This window comes from Vibrio fortis (genome assembly GCF_024347475.1).
GTDB lineage: Bacteria > Pseudomonadota > Gammaproteobacteria > Enterobacterales > Vibrionaceae > Vibrio > Vibrio fortis.
This window is the reverse complement of sequence record NZ_AP025489.1, coordinates 293,345-310,087: the sequence shown is the minus strand read 5'-3', so window position 1 is coordinate 310,087 and position 16,743 is coordinate 293,345. Positions and strand designations below refer to the sequence as shown.

The 16,743-nt window shown below is 44.3% G+C and carries 12 protein-coding genes and 2 pseudogenes; 5 read left to right on the top strand and 9 right to left on the bottom strand.

Annotation, left to right across the window (positions count from 1 at the left end; genetic code table 11):
- Positions 1–74 precede the first annotated feature (74 nt).
- Complete coding sequence (locus OCV50_RS23220) at positions 75–2,813, top strand: glycoside hydrolase family 3 protein (protein ID WP_390905185.1); 2,739 nt, start codon at positions 75–77, stop codon at positions 2,811–2,813.
- Between the two features lie 99 nt (positions 2,814–2,912).
- Here OCV50_RS23220 and OCV50_RS23215 read toward each other — a convergent pair whose 3' ends face one another.
- Positions 2,913–3,485, bottom strand: coding sequence for an NAD(P)H-dependent oxidoreductase (locus OCV50_RS23215; protein WP_261905353.1), 573 nt, complete (start codon positions 3,483–3,485; stop codon positions 2,913–2,915).
- A 152-nt stretch (positions 3,486–3,637) separates the two neighbouring features.
- On the opposite strand from OCV50_RS23215, the gene OCV50_RS23210 reads away from it, so the two are divergent.
- On the top strand, positions 3,638–4,531 hold the full coding sequence (locus OCV50_RS23210) for a LysR family transcriptional regulator (RefSeq protein ID WP_261905352.1): 894 nt from the start codon (positions 3,638–3,640) through the stop codon (positions 4,529–4,531).
- 713 nt (positions 4,532–5,244) lie between these two features.
- Here the strand turns inward: OCV50_RS23210 and OCV50_RS23205 are convergent.
- On the bottom strand, positions 5,245–6,201 hold the full coding sequence (locus OCV50_RS23205) for an IS110 family RNA-guided transposase (RefSeq protein ID WP_261905351.1): 957 nt from the start codon (positions 6,199–6,201) through the stop codon (positions 5,245–5,247).
- 242 nt (positions 6,202–6,443) lie between these two features.
- Here OCV50_RS23205 and OCV50_RS23200 point away from each other — a divergent pair, with 242 nt between their 5' ends.
- Together OCV50_RS23200 and OCV50_RS23195 are read left to right on the top strand one after the other, a co-directional pair.
- Complete coding sequence (locus OCV50_RS23200) at positions 6,444–6,764, top strand: hypothetical protein (RefSeq protein WP_261905350.1); 321 nt, start codon at positions 6,444–6,446, stop codon at positions 6,762–6,764.
- 59 nt (positions 6,765–6,823) lie between these two features.
- The gene (locus OCV50_RS23195; RefSeq protein ID WP_261905349.1) at positions 6,824–7,216 is read left to right on the top strand and encodes a nucleoside 2-deoxyribosyltransferase; all 393 of its coding nucleotides are present in this window, start codon (positions 6,824–6,826) and stop codon (positions 7,214–7,216) included.
- Here OCV50_RS23195 and OCV50_RS23190 read toward each other — a convergent pair.
- Positions 7,192–7,298: pseudogene (locus OCV50_RS23190) on the bottom strand (type II toxin-antitoxin system mRNA interferase toxin, RelE/StbE family); the annotation flags it as partial. The gene OCV50_RS23195 and the pseudogene OCV50_RS23190 sit on opposite strands and share 25 nt — an antisense overlap.
- On the bottom strand, positions 7,297–7,842 hold the full coding sequence (locus OCV50_RS23185; protein ID WP_261905348.1) for a TetR/AcrR family transcriptional regulator: 546 nt from the start codon (positions 7,840–7,842) through the stop codon (positions 7,297–7,299). The pseudogene OCV50_RS23190 and the gene OCV50_RS23185, both read right to left, overlap by 2 nt.
- 183 nt (positions 7,843–8,025) lie before the next feature.
- On the opposite strand from OCV50_RS23185, the gene OCV50_RS23180 reads away from it, so the two are divergent.
- Entirely contained in the window at positions 8,026–8,643 is a 618-nt protein-coding gene (locus tag OCV50_RS23180) for a hypothetical protein (RefSeq protein WP_261905347.1), read from the top strand.
- 171 nt (positions 8,644–8,814) lie between these two features.
- Here the strand turns inward: OCV50_RS23180 and OCV50_RS23175 are convergent.
- The 5 genes and pseudogenes from OCV50_RS23175 to OCV50_RS23155 form a co-directional block, all read right to left on the bottom strand.
- Positions 8,815–9,849, bottom strand: a pseudogene (locus tag OCV50_RS23175) (glycoside hydrolase family 16 protein); the annotation flags it as partial.
- A 224-nt stretch (positions 9,850–10,073) separates the two neighbouring features.
- Positions 10,074–12,845 (bottom strand): glycoside hydrolase family 3 protein, encoded by a 2,772-nt coding sequence (locus OCV50_RS23170; RefSeq protein WP_261905346.1) that lies wholly within the window; start codon positions 12,843–12,845, stop codon positions 10,074–10,076.
- A gap of 179 nt (positions 12,846–13,024) precedes the next feature.
- On the bottom strand, positions 13,025–15,358 hold the full coding sequence (locus OCV50_RS23165; protein ID WP_261905345.1) for an immunoglobulin-like domain-containing protein: 2,334 nt from the start codon (positions 15,356–15,358) through the stop codon (positions 13,025–13,027).
- 316 nt (positions 15,359–15,674) lie between these two features.
- Complete coding sequence (locus OCV50_RS23160) at positions 15,675–15,959, bottom strand: MazG nucleotide pyrophosphohydrolase domain-containing protein (protein ID WP_261905344.1); 285 nt, start codon at positions 15,957–15,959, stop codon at positions 15,675–15,677.
- Between the two features lie 26 nt (positions 15,960–15,985).
- Positions 15,986–16,717 (bottom strand): PhzF family phenazine biosynthesis protein, encoded by a 732-nt coding sequence (locus OCV50_RS23155; RefSeq protein ID WP_261905343.1) that lies wholly within the window; start codon positions 16,715–16,717, stop codon positions 15,986–15,988.
- Positions 16,718–16,743: the final 26 nt, after the last annotated feature.

Here is a 16,743-nt window from a genome sequence, read left to right as displayed (position 1 = left end):
TTGCGATGTACAGGAGTTATTACGTGTTTATCTATCGAAAATCAATTCTGAGCTTATGTGTCTCCATGAGCTTTATGTTCGGTTGCCAAAGTTCCGAGCAAGCTTTTGTTTCATCCCCTGAACTCAACGCTGCCGACTCCTTGCCCTACTTAGATGATTGGAAACCAACAAAAACTATCATTTCAAAAGATCCCCTTATTGAAGCTGAAATCACAAGAATCTTGTCTTTGATGACGCTTGAAGAGAAAGTCGGACAAATGATTCAACCAGACCTTCGAGAAGTCACGCCAACCGAAGCGAAAGAGTACAAGCTTGGCTCTATCTTAAATGGCGGTGGTGGTTTCCCAGACGACAACAAATATGCATCAGCAAAGCAATGGGCAAATGAAGCTGACAAGTTTTGGCTGGCGCTCGAACAGAGTTATGAAGGCAGAGGATTTCGAATTCCCTTTATGTGGGCAACCGATGCGGTACACGGCCACAATAACGTATTTGGCGCAACGCTTTATCCACACAACGTCGGCTTAGGTGCAACACGTAACCCCGATTTAATAGAGAAAATAGGAGTAGCAACGGCAAGAGAAGTCGCGGCGACTGGTTTAGATTGGACCTTTGCTCCTACCGTTGCCACCCCGAGAGATTATCGCTGGGGGCGTGTATACGAAGGGTATTCTGAAGACCCAGAAGTGGTTTATCAGTATGCCAAACGCATGGTTACAGGTATTCAAGGCGGCGAAAGTGGTTTGAAAGGCGATACTCATGTTATCTCTAACGTAAAACACTGGATTGGTGATGGCGGCACACTGAATGGGGTTGACCATGGAGAGAACCGTTACACAGAAGAGTATCTTCGCAATATCCATGCGATGGGCTACGTCGGAGGCCTAGATGCCGGTGCTCAAGTTGTTATGTCATCATTCAACTCTTGGTGGAACCCAAGAAACTATGATCCAATGAGCACCAAAAAAGCGGCAACGCCAGATCTACCCTATATGAATAACCAGAAGATTCACGGCTCTGAGTACCTGATAACAGACGTACTGAAAGGGAAAATGAACTTTGACGGAATTGTCGTTACCGATTGGAATGGACAAGGTGAGATTAACGGCTGTACTGCGGCCAACTGTCCGCAGGCGGTCTTAGCGGGCAACGATGTTTTCATGATCACAGCTCGTGAAGACTGGCAAGCATTCTATGAAAATGTCATAGCTCAAGTCCATTCCGGTATCATTCCAATGTCTCGAATTGATGACGCCGTGACGAGAATCCTTCGCGTAAAAATGAGAGCCAACTTGTGGAATAAACCGATGCCCTCTTTACGCTCACTAGCAGGAAAGCAAGAAGTGCTGAGTGCGCCAGAACACGTTGCTCTTGCTCGCCAAGCCGTCTCCGAATCTTTAGTGCTGTTAAAGAATGATAACAATGCGCTGCCACTGTCCCCAACATCGCGCTTTTTGGTCGTAGGCTCTGCGGCGAATGACATTACGAAACAAACAGGAGGCTGGTCCCTTTCTTGGCAAGGTGATGGAAACACCATAGAGCAAGACTTTCCTAACGCGCAAACCTTGTTGATGGCAATGCGTGCAGAAGCTGGAAACGAAAATATAGTGACTGACATTTCAAAAGCAAACCCTCAAGACACCACGGCTGTCGTTGTCATAGGCGAGGACCCATATGCTGAAATGTTTGGTGACATCAGTCGAACTCAAACACTAGAGTTTTCTAAATTAAAACCGTCTTACAAGAAAGACCTAGACACGATCCGCACTCTAAAAGAGCAAGGCTACAAGGTCATCACGATCTTCTATTCAGGTCGACCGCTTTACGTAAACGAAGAGATCAACCTATCTGACGCATTTGTCGCGGCATGGCTACCTGGTACAGAAGCACGAGGAATCACAGATGTACTCTTTGCGAAATCCGGACAGGATTTCAAAGGCAAACTAAGCTACTCGTGGGGTGCAAAAAAATGCTCGACAACCATCAACCGCCCTGCCCCAAACATCGCGAACTATAAAACTCCTGTTGATGGACTCACTGGCGAGCTCATCGAACAAGATATTAATGGCGAACACCAACCACTGTTCCCTTACGGTTATGGGCTGAGCTATAACAACATCAACACCATCCGTGCTAGATATGAAGACCTTAATGCCATTCCATTGGATCCTAGAGATTACGGCTGTGGTATGTCAGAACCCGACAATGGCGTAGCTAAAACACCACTCGAAATCTTTGGAAAAGAAGCCAAGGGTGAATTTACTGCCAGACTTTCGGGCGCGACAAACAATTGGGAAGCGCTTGCCGTTGGCAAAGGCACAACATCTATTGGCTCTCTCACAACAACAGGCATCAACTACAACGGGATGCAGCAATCTGCACTCAATGTGAAGTTCTTCGGTTCTGATGATGCGTACAAAGAACAATCTGCAGCTCAACTGTATATGCAGACGCCGGATAAAAAAGGGGCGGACTACAGTCGATACGCTAACGCAGACTCAACGCTAGAGTTTGATATTCGAATGAAAACCATCGCTCCAGCGAGCATGACACTAGCGACTCACTGTGAGTGGCCATGTATTGGTGAATTGCAGATCAACCGGATACTGCCTCCCCCTTCAGAGAAGTGGACCACCATAAAAGTACCACTGAAGTGCTTCGAACAAGCTGGCATGTCGTTTCAAAGAATGAGCACACCGTTTTTGATATTTAGCGAGCAGAGCGTAGAGTTTGATCTTGGTAGAGTGAGGCTTGTACCGAACTCCGATACACAAACCCAAGAGCTAGATTGTACCGCCTTGTTAGGCAACTAAAACTCCGAGATTGTCACTAAGAAGCCCTTCCATCATGCGAAGGGCTTTGTTCGATGAAGGCACCATAAGGTTTGAAATGCCTATACTCTTTTCATTGTTCTATGCTGAAGCGGATTCTGACGGTGCTCTTGTATCGATCGCCTTATGTCGAGGGCTTGTCACACAAGAAATCAATTCAGGGATACTGGCATTGAGCCTAGTTTGGTCTCTGCTCATAGCACTATGAAGTACGAAAGGCTGCAGGTAAGTCATGCCAACCATGAGCGCTGTCTGTTGGAATGGCGTAAGAAACTCGGCCATGGTGAAGCTATTGAGTGCGCCAGCCTGATAGCTTTCAGCTGGGCCACCAGTAGAAACCACAAGCATCAATTCTTTGCCATGTAGTTTGTTACCCCCAGGGCCATAAGCAAAACCAGAAAGAAACACTTGATCGATCCAAGCTTTCAGAATCGGTGGTGAAGAGTACCAATAGAATGGAAACTGCAACACGACACGATCAACCTGCTCAAGAAGCGCCTGCTCAACAGCCGGATTGAAGCGCATTTCATCGCCTCCAACAGCGGTTAGGTCGCGAGTAATGATCCCGTCAACTTCCGACAAAGCTTCAAACCATTTTTTGTTAGCAGTGGAGGTCGAAAGATCGGGATGAGCAGTTAACACTAGAATGTTCATAAAACAGGCCTCAATTTTAGGTTTCCTTTCAGTGGTCATCTTGTTTACCACTAGAATTAACGTTTTTCGTTAACTTGTTGCTCATGTTAATTAGGCCGATTAATATAAACAATACACCGACAATCCACCTCACTAGTGAATAGAATCTACCAATGAAGTTACCTTTATCTACCCTCGAAGTATTTAATGCCATTGCGAGTAAAAAAAGCCTGCGTGGTGCAGCTCAAGAGCTTGGAGTAAAACCTTCAACGGTTAGTCATCAGTTAAAAAAACTAGAAGAGCAGCTCGGGACAACGCTATTTATTCGGACAACGCGCTCGATTAACCTAACTGAAGCCGGGCGGGCGTTGGCACGCAGTACCGGGCCAGCCTTTGAGCAGCTAGCCGAAGGCTTATACAGTGCGCGAACAGCTGGGCACGCTGAACGTGGTTCCCTCAAACTTGCGATACCTGAGTTTGCTTACTTTCTGCTGGTTAAGGATAAATTGGCCACTTTCCAGAAAAAATATCCAGAGATCGAAATAGAGTTGTCTATGACTGATGCTTTGTCAGACATCTTGAGTGACGGGTTTCACGCTGGGTTTAGGCTTGGTGGGCTGATTGCTGAGGACATGGTTGCGATAAGATTAAGTGAGCCTTTGAAAACTGCGGTCGTTGCAAGCCCTGAATATCTTGAGAAAAATGGTGAACCTCGAACCCCTAAGGATTTGTTGAACCATAACTGCTTACGTTACCGATACCAAAGTTCAGGACAATTTGCCCCTTGGAGCTTTTCTGGTTCAGAAAGCACTTATCCAGTCGAAGTGCGCGGTAATATGATTGCGAACTCATCACCTGCTACGATCGATCTTTCGCTTCAAGGAGTTGGGTTGACCTATACATTTCGGGATTACTGCACCAATGCCTTGGAAAACGGAGAGCTAGTGGAGGTTCTAACAGAGCATCAGGTCACTTTACCAAGCATGAATATCTATTTCCCAAAGGAGTATCGTTCGATGATGCCACTTCGACTGTTTATCGAGCACTTGAACAATGAGACCGACTGATTCAGAACGTACTTATCAATAACTTCACGAACCTGATTTTCTAATCTAAATCATTCTTGGACATAAAGAAGGAATGGCGATTTTTCATATCAATTCATACTATATGGAAAAAAACCGCATTTGGGGATGTAGGCAGAGAGCGATAGCATTTAAGTTACTGTTAGTTTTCATAAAAACGGAGTATCGTTTACGCAACTAAGATACTAGACAGAATAATTCTGTATTTAAGTGCAGAATTTTTCTGTCTAATATAGCTGTTATGTGCATGCAGCTGAAAATCATTTCTGTATTTTTGATAAGCCATCAATTAAGATGGCTTAGGTCTCAACATCTAGTCTATTTGTTTGGCGACGATCAGCCTAGATATTTTAAAGTGATACTAACTAGCGTTAGTAAGCAAATTGCGACTTCGATTAAATCGTTTAGCAATATGACCTCCTATTGTTGTAGGTGAAGAAGCCACTAATGCTGACGTAACTAGTTCACATTAGTGGCTTTTTTGTTTCTGGCGCTTATCATATCGAATGGTTTGGTGTCTTTCAATAGAGTATTTTCCTAACTATCTGATATACAAGCGTTTTATGCATGCTTTTTGAGGTGGCTTTCTATGTTTTTCAATGACTAAGGTTGGCAAAAAAATGGTATTTGTTCACATTAAAAAGTTGTAGGTACGAGATAAATTTTCACATAACAAGAGACTATGGCGTCAATAGTTAATTTTTGGCGCTATCCTTATCCCACATAACACCATCTCTTAGCATCGAATTTAAGATCACAACCATCTTTCTCATGCAGGCAACTATAGCTACTTTTTTGGGTTTTCCTGCCGCAAGTAATCGTTCATAAGTCGCCTTAAAAACAGGGTTACATTGGATGGCAGACATCATTGCCATGTATAAAACTGTGCGAACTTGAGCACGACCACCTTGGATCATCCGCTTGCCTTTGAGACGTCCACTTTCTCTGGTTATTGGAGCGACGCCTATAAGAGAAGAGGCTTGTTTATTGGTGATAAAACCGAGTTCAGGAACATTACTGATGATTGAGGCTGATGCTATTTTCCCTATCCCTGGCATGCTTTGTAGTATCTCATTTTTAGCTTGGTATTCAGGGCAGGTATCGATGAGTTTTGATATCTTTTCTTCAACTTTGGCGATTTGATTTTTGAGGGCAGTTAAGATTGGTTTAATTGAGGATGCTAGGCTCTGAGGTAAAATCTGTTGTCGGTTTTTCTCCATTGTTTGCATTGACAGTAACTGATTACGTCTTGTAACTAAGTCACTCATTAGTCGTATGTTTTCGCTCTTTAGTTGTGTCAGTTTAGGTTGTATAGCTTCACCAAAATGGGCAATAAGAGCGGCATCTAGACGGTCATTTTTTGCTCGACGCCCAATAGCTCCTGCAAATCTTTTAACGTGCAATGGGTTCGCAATAACATAGGGTAACTTCGCTTTATCACAGGCGAATATGAAAGGCATTTCCAGTCGGCCTGTAGCTTCGATGACAACGCGTCTAGGTCTATGTTTAGTAATAGTCCTAATTGCTTCCTTGATGCCTTTTTCATTATTGGGAACGGTGAAGTAAATATCGAGAGGACGAATATAAATGTCTAATTGTGACTTGCCAGTATCAACGCCGACATTAATGTTTTGAAGTGTGTTTGTATTCATAATAAGCTAACTCTTGCTTGCAAATGCGGGCTCGAGACCCAGAAGACTATTCGAGTGTGGTGCTTGGAGTTCTATCTGGCGTTCGTACTTGTTATCGGTCTCTCGATAGAGGAACCAGCATTTAATCGAACTACCAGATAGAAGAACTTTAGTTGCAGCTAAAGTCTGGGTCTCACCTTACCCGATTGGAGCGCTTATTATCCATACAAGCAATTTAAGAGGACCTAATGTGGTTGGAGAGAATGAAATTTAAAGCGCCAATTTTCTTTTTAATTACACCTCCAGTTCTTTTCGGACTGATTTGGGTATATGAAGCTTTTGAAACTGGTCAAACGATTAAACAAATTTTCATGTTACGTACTCATGATAACAGCCTGCTGGTATGGATAGGGAAAATGTCCATAGCAGGTTTTCTTAATAGCTTTGCTTTAGGGAATCTTTACCCTAACTATCAAAATAAAAGTGTGTCGGTTCAGAGGCTGATTAATATTATAGGTTTTGCACTTTTTTTAGCCGTAGTCAGCATAATAATTTGGGTACTATTTCCAAACGTGCAACTATAAAGCCACATAACGCGGCGTTAGTGTTTACATCAAAATTTACGCAAAAGTAAGGAAGTTGTATGAGTAAATCTGTCTATGTTGCTGGTAGTTTCAAGAATCTAGAAAAGATGCAGGCTATACGAGAAACGTTGGTCAATGCAGGGATTGAAACTACTATCTCTGAACCTCTTCAAGCTAATGGTATTGATGGTTGCTTGCAGCGCATTAGAGAAGCCGATATTACCTACATTTTAAACTTTGGTGGTTACGTCGGAAAAAGTGTAGCCATGGATATTGGTTATGCTTTGGGTCTCAACAAACCAATTTATGCTCTTGAACCAATTGAAGACCCAGACATAACTCACTTGTTAACTCGTGTCGTCACGCCTGGTGAAGTCATTGCTGAACTCAGTGGAAATAGTAAAAACGAACAAACCGTTCAAGAAGTGATGACATCATCTTCAACTTTGTAGATGAGAGGATCACCAATTGGCGCAACTTAATTTTATACATATTGTCAGCTCTAGAAAGCTATGAAGCAGGAACATGTGGGTTAGCTTTCAACTCGGCTTAGAGCAAGTATCCATTGAGTAATGGTTTCTAATGGTGTTTTGTTCCCATCCAGCAAGCGCATTGTCAGCCCACCAAACAACAGCGCGAACGCTTGGTCTGCATGTTCATTGCCGACGACCTTTGCAAGCTCTTGCTTGAATTGTGTATTAGCAAGCTCAAGCAAGTTGTCGCCTTTCACCTGTTTCGAATCTTTATGTTTGGTGTAATCGAGCACCAGCGTTAGCTCTCCGCGAAAGTGACCATCTAATGTCTCGACTAGTTTGTAGAGCATCTGCTCCTTGTGTTGCGGAATGGCCTCGCCTTCTTCTAAACCATATAAAGATCGCGGCTCTAAAAAGACCTCGGTACTTGCTTTAAATAGTGCATCTTTGCTCGGAAAGTAGTGGTATAAGGCACTTTTAGAAATCCCTAAAGCCTCCGCTATGCCGCGCATACCAAGGCCATTGACGCCATGTTCTGTAAAGAGATCGACCGCTTTCATGGCAAGTTCACGGCGGTACGCTTCATGATCAACTACTTTAGGCATTCGTGATTCCTTTTAAAAGTCCACATGGACTATATAACATCTATACGTCTGAGTCTAACCCAAACTCTTTTTAGGACGACTGGTCTAAAAAAGTTGACAGGCTAATTATTGTTCGCTTACTCTATTTTCGACCAAGTGGTCTTTTAAAGACCGCCCACTCCAAGAATGATGAGGAAACGAACAATGGATACAGATAAAACCACGATAAAAAACGCACATATCAATTGGCAATGTCAGGGGAAGTTTAATTTCACCACTGGATTTGGTGCGACAAAAGCAGAGTCTATGATTGCCAACTATGCGGCGTTTATTGCCCCTGTGATCCTATATTTCTTTGCATGGGAAACTCTGGATTGGAGCTGGGTGCAGATCCTTGTGGCGTCGTTCTTGACTCTGGATATGATTGGTGGCGTATTGACTAACTCATTAGGATCGATGAAACGATTTTTACATACTGATCAATCTCTTAATCTATCACTGATGGGAAAATTAGTTGGCAGTAAATTCTTGTTTCCTGCTATTCACTTCCAGTTATTTGCTGTGCCTTTGTGCTTTGATATTGCTTGGTCGTATGCGTTCTTTTGGTATGGTGCAATGATGGTTTCGATCGTGTTTATTCACTTCTTGCCAATGTATCTGCACCGCCCAGTCGCTTTGCTTGTCGTTATGCTAGCGATTATCTTTGCAACCATCTTACCTGCACCAGTTGGACTAGAGTGGCTAGCGCCTATTTTTATGATTAAGCTGGTGTTATCACATGGCGTAAGAGAAGAGCCTTACCGACCATCGGTGTCTCAGTAACGAATACCGACGTAATGAACGATAGAGCAATTGAGAATGGGTCACTTGAACAGTGCACATGCGTTTGTCTCGATTAGTCAGGTAGAAGCTGATTTCTCAAAGAAATAAAAAATGGCGCAACTTAATATCAAGCTGCGCCATTATCTCTTGAGGAATATTTTCCTAGCTCTAAGGCGCTGAATGCCCTGGTACCAGCACCGCATCTGGAGATACCGAAGCACAGCCTTGACCTGTCACAGTATCCGCTGAACATTCATAAACACGAACATAATCAACAACCATGGTCTGTGGCAGTGCCGAATCGTCAATACCTGTGTCATTAGTGTTGCCAGCCCAAGCGCCACCCACTGCTAAGTTCAGAAGTAAATGGAAGCGTTGATTGTAAGGCGCATCTTCCTCACCGATGACTACTCTGCCATTTTCTGTATATTGGCTATACCACCCGCTTGAACGTTGCGTAGCATAATGTACACCATCTACATACCAACGAATTTCGTCTTTTTCCCACTCGAGTGCATAAGTGTGGAAATCGTCTGCAGGGTTAACGTCGTCAGGCATGTAGTACTCTTGACCTGACTCGACATTATTAGGCCAAGCCGCACCGTAATGGAGCGTCCCATATACTCTCCTTTCTGGTGTGCCGCTAAGCTGTCCACCAGCGTCGGATGGTGCTTTTAAATTAACTGCTTCCACAATATCAATTTCACCGGAAGCCGCCCATCCACCATAAACATAGTCAGTTGGTAGCATCCAGATTGCGGGCCAAGTACCTTGACCTGAAGGGAGTTTGGCGCGAATCTCAAAGCGACCGTATTTCCAATCGCCTTTGTTCATAGTTCTCAACCGTGCTGAGGTATAAGGTAGTGTAACCGTATTACTCCAATCTCCATCGGGGTTATTCGGCCCGGTAAACGTCTCTTGCTTGGCTAAAATGTAGAGTTTACCGTCGTTTAGATATGAGTTATCCGGACGGTCGGTGTAACACTGCTGCTCACCATTACCGCCTCCCCAACAGTTAACTTCGAAACCCCATTTAGTTGTATCGATCTCAGTGCCGGAAAACTCGTCATTCCAAACCATTGTCCAACCACTCACATCAGGTGTTGATGGAGCGCTAGATGAGTCAGAACCACTATTACAACCTGAAATAAATGCACCACTCACCAGTGCCATTAAGGTGAACTTTTTAGTATTTGTATTCCACATATCATGCAACTTCATTTGTTATTTTGAAAGCGCTTTCAATTTATCATCTCGTTGTTTATTTATCACAAATGGGAGGCGACTTTGTGATGACCTAACGGGATCAAAATCACATCATTTTTCTGATGGTGTTTGAGCTCACTATGCCATGCTTGCCCTTGCCCTAATAAAAAATATGCAGCGATCTACGCTGCATATTATTCACTCAATATTTTATCTCAGAGACATCAACATGGTTTAAGATTTAACTCGTGTAGTGTGGCACCAGCCTTCACGAAGTCGATACACAGATGATAAAATCCTTTTTCTAAATGCACCTGTGAACCTTCGATATTTACGCGCTCACCTTCGGTTCCATGTACTGACAACGACATGCAAAACTCATCGTTCAAGCTCAGAGCACAAGAAGATTGCGCCAGCGACGGCTTGTCGTAACTCATCACCGCAGACACTTGATAAGTTGCACCTTCGAGTACCTCAACAACAACGCTTGTTGTCTTACTAACCTCCACGGTCGATAAAGCATCAAGTGCAATGGCGTCACTTCCCAAATACTCGTTAAATGAACGAATAGCCTTCACTGGCTCATAACGCACGATAGGACGTTCCATGGCAGGAGTATCTAAAATGAACCAACAAATGTTCATTACGCTCCGCTGCAGCTCCCCAAGCGTTAGCGTGCCTTGCTCTATCGCCGTTAAAGTGTCGTCTCCAGCAACATTTATCGCCGCACCATCATTATCGACAACCATATAGAGATCATTTTGAGCGCGGATCATATATGAAGTGTGTATTTTATCTTCTACGCCACCTTCGGTTGGGTGATTCATTTTCGCCCACCAATCTGTCATCACGATACCTTTAAAGCCCCACTCCTGACGTAAAACGCTAGTATTCAAATCATAATTAGAGGCACCCCAATGACCATTAACGGGGTTGTAACACGTCATAATGGTCGTCGCACCGCCATGCTTCACCGCCATTTCAAATGGCTTAATATGAACTTCTCGAATCGCGCGTTCAGACATCACGCTGTCTACGTCCATTCGCCCTGTTTCTTGATCATTGGCGGCAAAGTGCTTGAGCGTCCCTGTGACTCCTGCTTTTTTTAGCCCTTTAACTTGTGCAGCCGCTAACGTTCCTGTGACAAACGGGTCCTCTGAAAAGTACTCAAAGTTGCGACCATTTAGGGGGTGTCTATGAATGTTGACGCCAGGCCCTAATAAGGTATCGATTTGATACGCTCTAAGCTCTTCACCCACCCAATAAAATAGCTCTTCGTTTAATTCTGAATTCCACGTGCATCCCAACAGTGTGCCAATGGGAACTTGGGTTGCCTTGTGACCACTATCCATACGTATGCCGGAAGGACCATCAGCAGCGGCAACGGCAGGAATACCAAAGTCAATCAAGTCGTCAGACACACCACCGAACGCCGCAGCGGTACCAGGAGTGACTTTAGGGCTGCACATACCTTCACCGCGAACCATGGTCGCTAACTGGGGCAATGATAATTGAGAGACAAATTGCTCCATGGTGACCGAACCATTTTTCACATCAAGAAGCTTGTAACCCAAATCACCAGTTATCACGAGAGCTTGAGGTAGGTTTGATTCTACTCTCTCAGACAAAGAGACCGTGCGCAGAGGCACAGATTCGAAATCAACACCATAGTAGCTATCTCGCTGTTTTACTGGCTTAATGCGCTCAAACGAACGTATTGGTGCGAGCGCTTCCTGACACTGTTCTGTGACGAAAGTGTTAGACACATGATACCTATGCAGCAGTTTGGTCGTATCACGAACACTCGACCCAACATGAAAGCAGTAATCGCCTTTCTCTAATACATAACAGCTTTTGTTCCCCGTTACTCCGCTATCATCATAAGAAGCAAAATCACGCACTGGCATCGAGATAACCAGAGTTTCAGAGGCGCCCGGTTTAAGCGGTGAGGTTTTTTTGAAGCCCACCAGCACTCTGGCTGGTTTGCCAAGTTGGCCCTGAGGCGCTTCAAGATACACTTGAACCACCTCTTTCCCCACATAGTGCTCACCCACATTGGTGACTTTAATTGAAGCTCGGACAATGGAATTTTTGCCTTGCCCAACCACATCGAAATCCACCAGTTCTTGTTTAAAGGCGGTATAAGACAAGCCAAATCCGAATTCAAACTGCACGGCATTAGGTTTAAAGGTTTCAAAATAGCGATAACCAACGTACACATCTTCCGCATAACAATTGTGTGTAGTGCCTCCAAAGTTAGCACTAGAAGGGTAATCACACAGATCATACGCGATGGTATCGGTGAGTTTTCCAGAAGGTGAAACGTCACCAGAAAGTACGTCAGCCAAAGCATGACCACCTTCCATACCTGCCGCCCAACAATACACGACGGATTTGATCGAATGGCGATGCTCCAATGTCATCAACCAGGACATATCCATAATGTTGGTGGTGTTCATAACAACGATAACTTCTGAAAAGTTTTGCGTAATCTTGGTTAGCATGCTGACTTCAGTATCAGTCATTTTGTAGCTACCAGACGCGTCGGCATTGTCCTGATCTTCGCCAGCTGTTCGACCAATGATAAACATCGCCTTGTTAGACTGAGATGAGGCAAGCGCGACCTCTTCATCGCTGAGCAATAGTTCTTCTTGATACCAAGGCTCTGCGGCCCAACCACCACCACCGTCATCAAATGGATTCTCTTTTACCCAATCGCGATAACGCTGTAATAGGTTTTCATTTAGTTCAATCGAGTCGTTTGCCAATAAGCCTTCGATAAGCGAGATTGAATACCTAACATTGACTGCACCACCTGAGCCCGTACCACTGCGATAAGTATCCAATTGGCAACGCCCAAAAACAGCTAAGTTATCACTCTGTTGAATCGGCAACACCGCTTGATCGTTTTTTAATAGAACAATGCCTTCTGCAGCAGATTGTCTACTGATTGGAGCCAGCTTATCCTGAACTTCTAATAAATGGTCTCTATCCATGAATTTTTCTCTCCGAGATCGACACTCATGACTGTCGGTATTTAATACAATTGAAAATAGTTCACTCAAATTTATATGGAAGCTCGCTCTAGAGCTTAGAATCAGCCTTCAATATAAACTCGGTGCCAATCAACAAAATTAGCCTCTCGACAGCATCGAGAGGCTATATTTTTATTTCATTAGAATGTTGCTGGTTTTACAGTGATGTCATCTAGGTAGATCTGTTGCCCTTCTGGTCCTGCCACCAATAGCTCGACAGAAATTGAATCGGCGTTTTCCCCCAGAGTCCAAGGGATCTCAACAGTTTGCCAATCTTCGCTTACAGTCCAGAATTCCTCCCACTGAGAAGATGCCGGTAAACCAGAGCCTTCAGCAGATTCACTATGAAGACCAGCTTTGAACACACCACCAGTGGTAAATGTCCCTTTCAACTTCATAGAGACAACCAGTTGGTCGCCCGGTTGTACCGAACCTTGAGCAAAACGCTCTTGTTTGATCACACCAGAGCTAAACACCACAGCACCATCAACGACTTGTGCATCGGTACCAAATTGCAACCAACCGTCTAAGCCAGATGAGAAGTCGCCATTCGTCATCAAGTTATCAACATCTTCCGCCGCAACAACGTAAACCGTTCTCTCCGCGACAGACTCGTTACCATCAGAATCTTGAACCGTGTAAGTAATGACGTGACTACCTACTTCTGATGTACTGAAGTCGTCACCAGTCACCACCACTGAGGCAGTAAGATCGCCATCAACATTGTCAGCGGCTGAATAGCCCGGCTCGACATACTCTTCACCTACTGACATGCGCACCGCGCCTTCAGACAACGTAATAACAGGCGCGATCATTTCAGCTGTAACCGCGGTTAACGAAACATTGTCTAATGTAATTGGCGTTGCAACACCGCCACCCACAGCGAAGATAAAGTGGATAGGATTTGCTGCATTTTCATTTGCAGTGAATTGAACACTGTATGACTCAAGTTCGGTCGATAGACCAATTGTTGTGTCGTCCATAACTGGTAGGTACCATGGATCTGCTGTTAACAGCTCACCCACTTGCAAAACGATATTACGCGCTTCGCCCGCTTTGGCGTCGAAGCTCGCTACGTAAGTTTGCCCTTCTTGTAACACAACAGAAGATTGAACCAATCTAGGTTGCCATGTCGCACCTGGCGTAAACTCTGACACTACGAGTTGCCCATCGACGATTTCCACACTACCTTCACCTTGGTCAAGCACCCATTCTTCACCAACAGACGTTGAAAAATCTCCGTTGACAATGAGGTTGGTTGATACAACTGGCTCGTAAACCGTTACTGTTCTCTCAACAGTACCTGTGTTGTTTGAACTATCCGTCGCGGAATAAGTAATGGTGTAATCACCGGCTGTGTTCACATCCACTGAACCAGAAATAGTAATATCCGTGATCTCACCGTCTACATCATCTGTCGCTGTTGCACCTAGCTCAACGTATTCGCCATCAAGTACAACACGAACTGTGGACGCGCCATTCAATGTAAGCTCTGGTGGTGTGACATCGTTTTCAACATCTGGAGCGGCTTCAATGATCACAGTTCGAGTCACAGGCTTACCTACGTTACCTGTCGTGTCGACCGCACTGTAAGTGATCTCATACGTACCGTTTTCATCTGCATCAACTTCTCCAAGTTCACCGTACGTTTTGGTAACGACAATTTCAGTTTCGTCATCTTGGTTATCCGTGACCGAGTAGCCAGGATCCACAAACGAATCAACTGCATCTGGATAGTTAAGTTGTGTAATTGATGCACCACCGATAAGTGTCAGTTCAGGCCCTTCCGAATCTCGATACTCTGGGTAAATCGCAACGTTATCAACGTTGTACACGGTAGCGTCTGCATGTGGGTACATCTTGATTGATGTGATTGTTGCGAGTTCAGCATTGTTTTTCAGCAATTCTGACTTAGTAAAAACAAAGTGGCCCCACTCTTCTGTTGGCTCTGATGAAAAATTAACGCTGGTTGTTACATCCGCCCCACTGCCATTTTGTCCTTCTACAACGAAAGTCCATTGAGTTGCGCTATCGCTATAACTTGCAATAGAAGCTGATGCAGACGCCAAATTAGCCGCACCTACAAGACGAACATCAAACTCAATCGTTGATGTTTCAGAAAGACTGTCCAAAGAGACTTCACCAAGGTCAAAGCCTCCCACTAAACCTGAAGCATCGGCCGTCGTAAACTGTACAACATTACGAGTAGAGCCTGTTTGTGCAGCGATATCAGACGTAACAATTGGCGTATGCGCATTCGTTGGGACAACGAAAGCTGGCGTCTCACCATCTTCACCGCTAAATACACCTTGCGTCGGTGATATATGGAAACCTTGGTCCGCTACATATTCGCCCGAAGGTGACGGTGTTGTCGCTACTGAATCGTTATCATCACTATCGCATCCAACTAACGTCAGACCCAAAGCCACACACATGGCGATATTGGATAGCTTGAATTTTCCCTTTGTTTCCATACATTACCTCATTGACTCGACATATCGCCCTCAGAAAATGAAAGCGCTTTCTTTTAATAAATGGTCACACAGAGATTGGAAGGAAAATAGGCGATAATTAGCATTGTTTAAACAAAGTCACAGATACGACATCAAACAAATCATGTTTGGTGATCTACCTTCTCAAAACTATAACTTTGTGGGGTATGGTTATTTGACGGGGTATTAGCGAATAGAGCCGGGTAACTGCCCCTCTCAAAACCCGGCTATTTTAGATATTGTATTAAGGAAAGTAAGTCGAGAGCTTTCAAGTATGATCTGGATTTACAGCTCCTGATCAACGGTTGTACTTGGCTTTGTTTAGGATTTCTTTAAGTTCATGAGTTTTCTCTAAGTCCACGTCGTAGATGTTTGCCAAAGCACAGACGTAGTAGAGGACATCATACAACTCTTCAGCAATCGACCCCTTTAACTCTTCTAATGCTGGCTGACCACTTTGCCCTTTACGAATGGCTTCCGAAACTTCCCCAACTTCTTCTATCAACTTTAAGAAATAGTGATCAGACAGCTCAGGGGCATGATCAAATGCTTTGATGTGGTTTTGTAATTCAGATAATTTCATAACTTCCTTTTACGCTTATCTAGTGTTTATGCTCGAACAGTCACATTCGCAATAATGGTGATGAGCGAGTCTGAAGCCTTCTCGACACGAAAAAGACCACCCGCTTTAGATAATTGGCGAACACTCAGAGTTTCCACGCCAAGCTTATCAAACCAATACGGAGCTAACGAGCATTGCGCGGACCCTGTCGCCAAATCTTCATCTATGCCGATGTTGGGCGCGAAATACCTTAAAACGTACTCGCTATCGCCACTCGACGCAGTAACAATCAGAGCATGATGTTTACGAACCTGCTTAATTTTTTGTTGGTCAGGTAGAAAGTTGGCAACAGATTGTTCATCTGGCAAAACGATCACTAGATCGCGAGTAGAAAATACGTCATCCACTTGCATGAAACTACCATTCAATGAATCAGGAATGACACAAGGTTCACCGTTCCAAGCAGGAAGTGTCATACAGAAACCTTCACCTCGCTTCTGAACCGTCACTGTGCCGTATTCACTGTGTAGCTCTACTGTATTGAGTTGATATTCGGTGATGAGAAAAGAGCCAGCTCCCAAACTACCGTGACCACAAAGGTTAATTTCACTCTCCAATGAAAACCAACGAATCTGGAATTGTCCATTCGACTCCATCAAAAACGAAGTCACCGGTTGACCAAGCTGTTGACTCAATTGGAGCAGCTCGGCGTCAGTCAACCACTCATCTAGCATCACCACACCGCAAGGGTTTCCAGATTGAAACTTCCCAGAAAACACATCGTAAACCAAAGTTTTAATACTGC

Coding starts and splice junctions, on each gene's coding strand:
- OCV50_RS23220 (WP_390905185.1), top strand. CDS start 75: ATGTTCGGTTGCCAAAGTTCCGAGCAAGCTTTTGTTTCATCCCCTGAA.
- OCV50_RS23215 (WP_261905353.1), bottom strand. CDS start 3,485: ATGAACATTCTAGTGTTAACTGCTCATCCCGATCTTTCGACCTCCACT.
- OCV50_RS23210 (WP_261905352.1), top strand. CDS start 3,638: ATGAAGTTACCTTTATCTACCCTCGAAGTATTTAATGCCATTGCGAGT.
- OCV50_RS23205 (WP_261905351.1), bottom strand. CDS start 6,201: ATGAATACAAACACACTTCAAAACATTAATGTCGGCGTTGATACTGGC.
- OCV50_RS23200 (WP_261905350.1), top strand. CDS start 6,444: ATGAAATTTAAAGCGCCAATTTTCTTTTTAATTACACCTCCAGTTCTT.
- OCV50_RS23195 (WP_261905349.1), top strand. CDS start 6,824: ATGAGTAAATCTGTCTATGTTGCTGGTAGTTTCAAGAATCTAGAAAAG.
- OCV50_RS23185 (WP_261905348.1), bottom strand. CDS start 7,842: ATGCCTAAAGTAGTTGATCATGAAGCGTACCGCCGTGAACTTGCCATG.
- OCV50_RS23180 (WP_261905347.1), top strand. CDS start 8,026: ATGGATACAGATAAAACCACGATAAAAAACGCACATATCAATTGGCAA.
- OCV50_RS23170 (WP_261905346.1), bottom strand. CDS start 12,845: ATGGATAGAGACCATTTATTAGAAGTTCAGGATAAGCTGGCTCCAATC.
- OCV50_RS23165 (WP_261905345.1), bottom strand. CDS start 15,358: ATGGAAACAAAGGGAAAATTCAAGCTATCCAATATCGCCATGTGTGTG.
- OCV50_RS23160 (WP_261905344.1), bottom strand. CDS start 15,959: ATGAAATTATCTGAATTACAAAACCACATCAAAGCATTTGATCATGCC.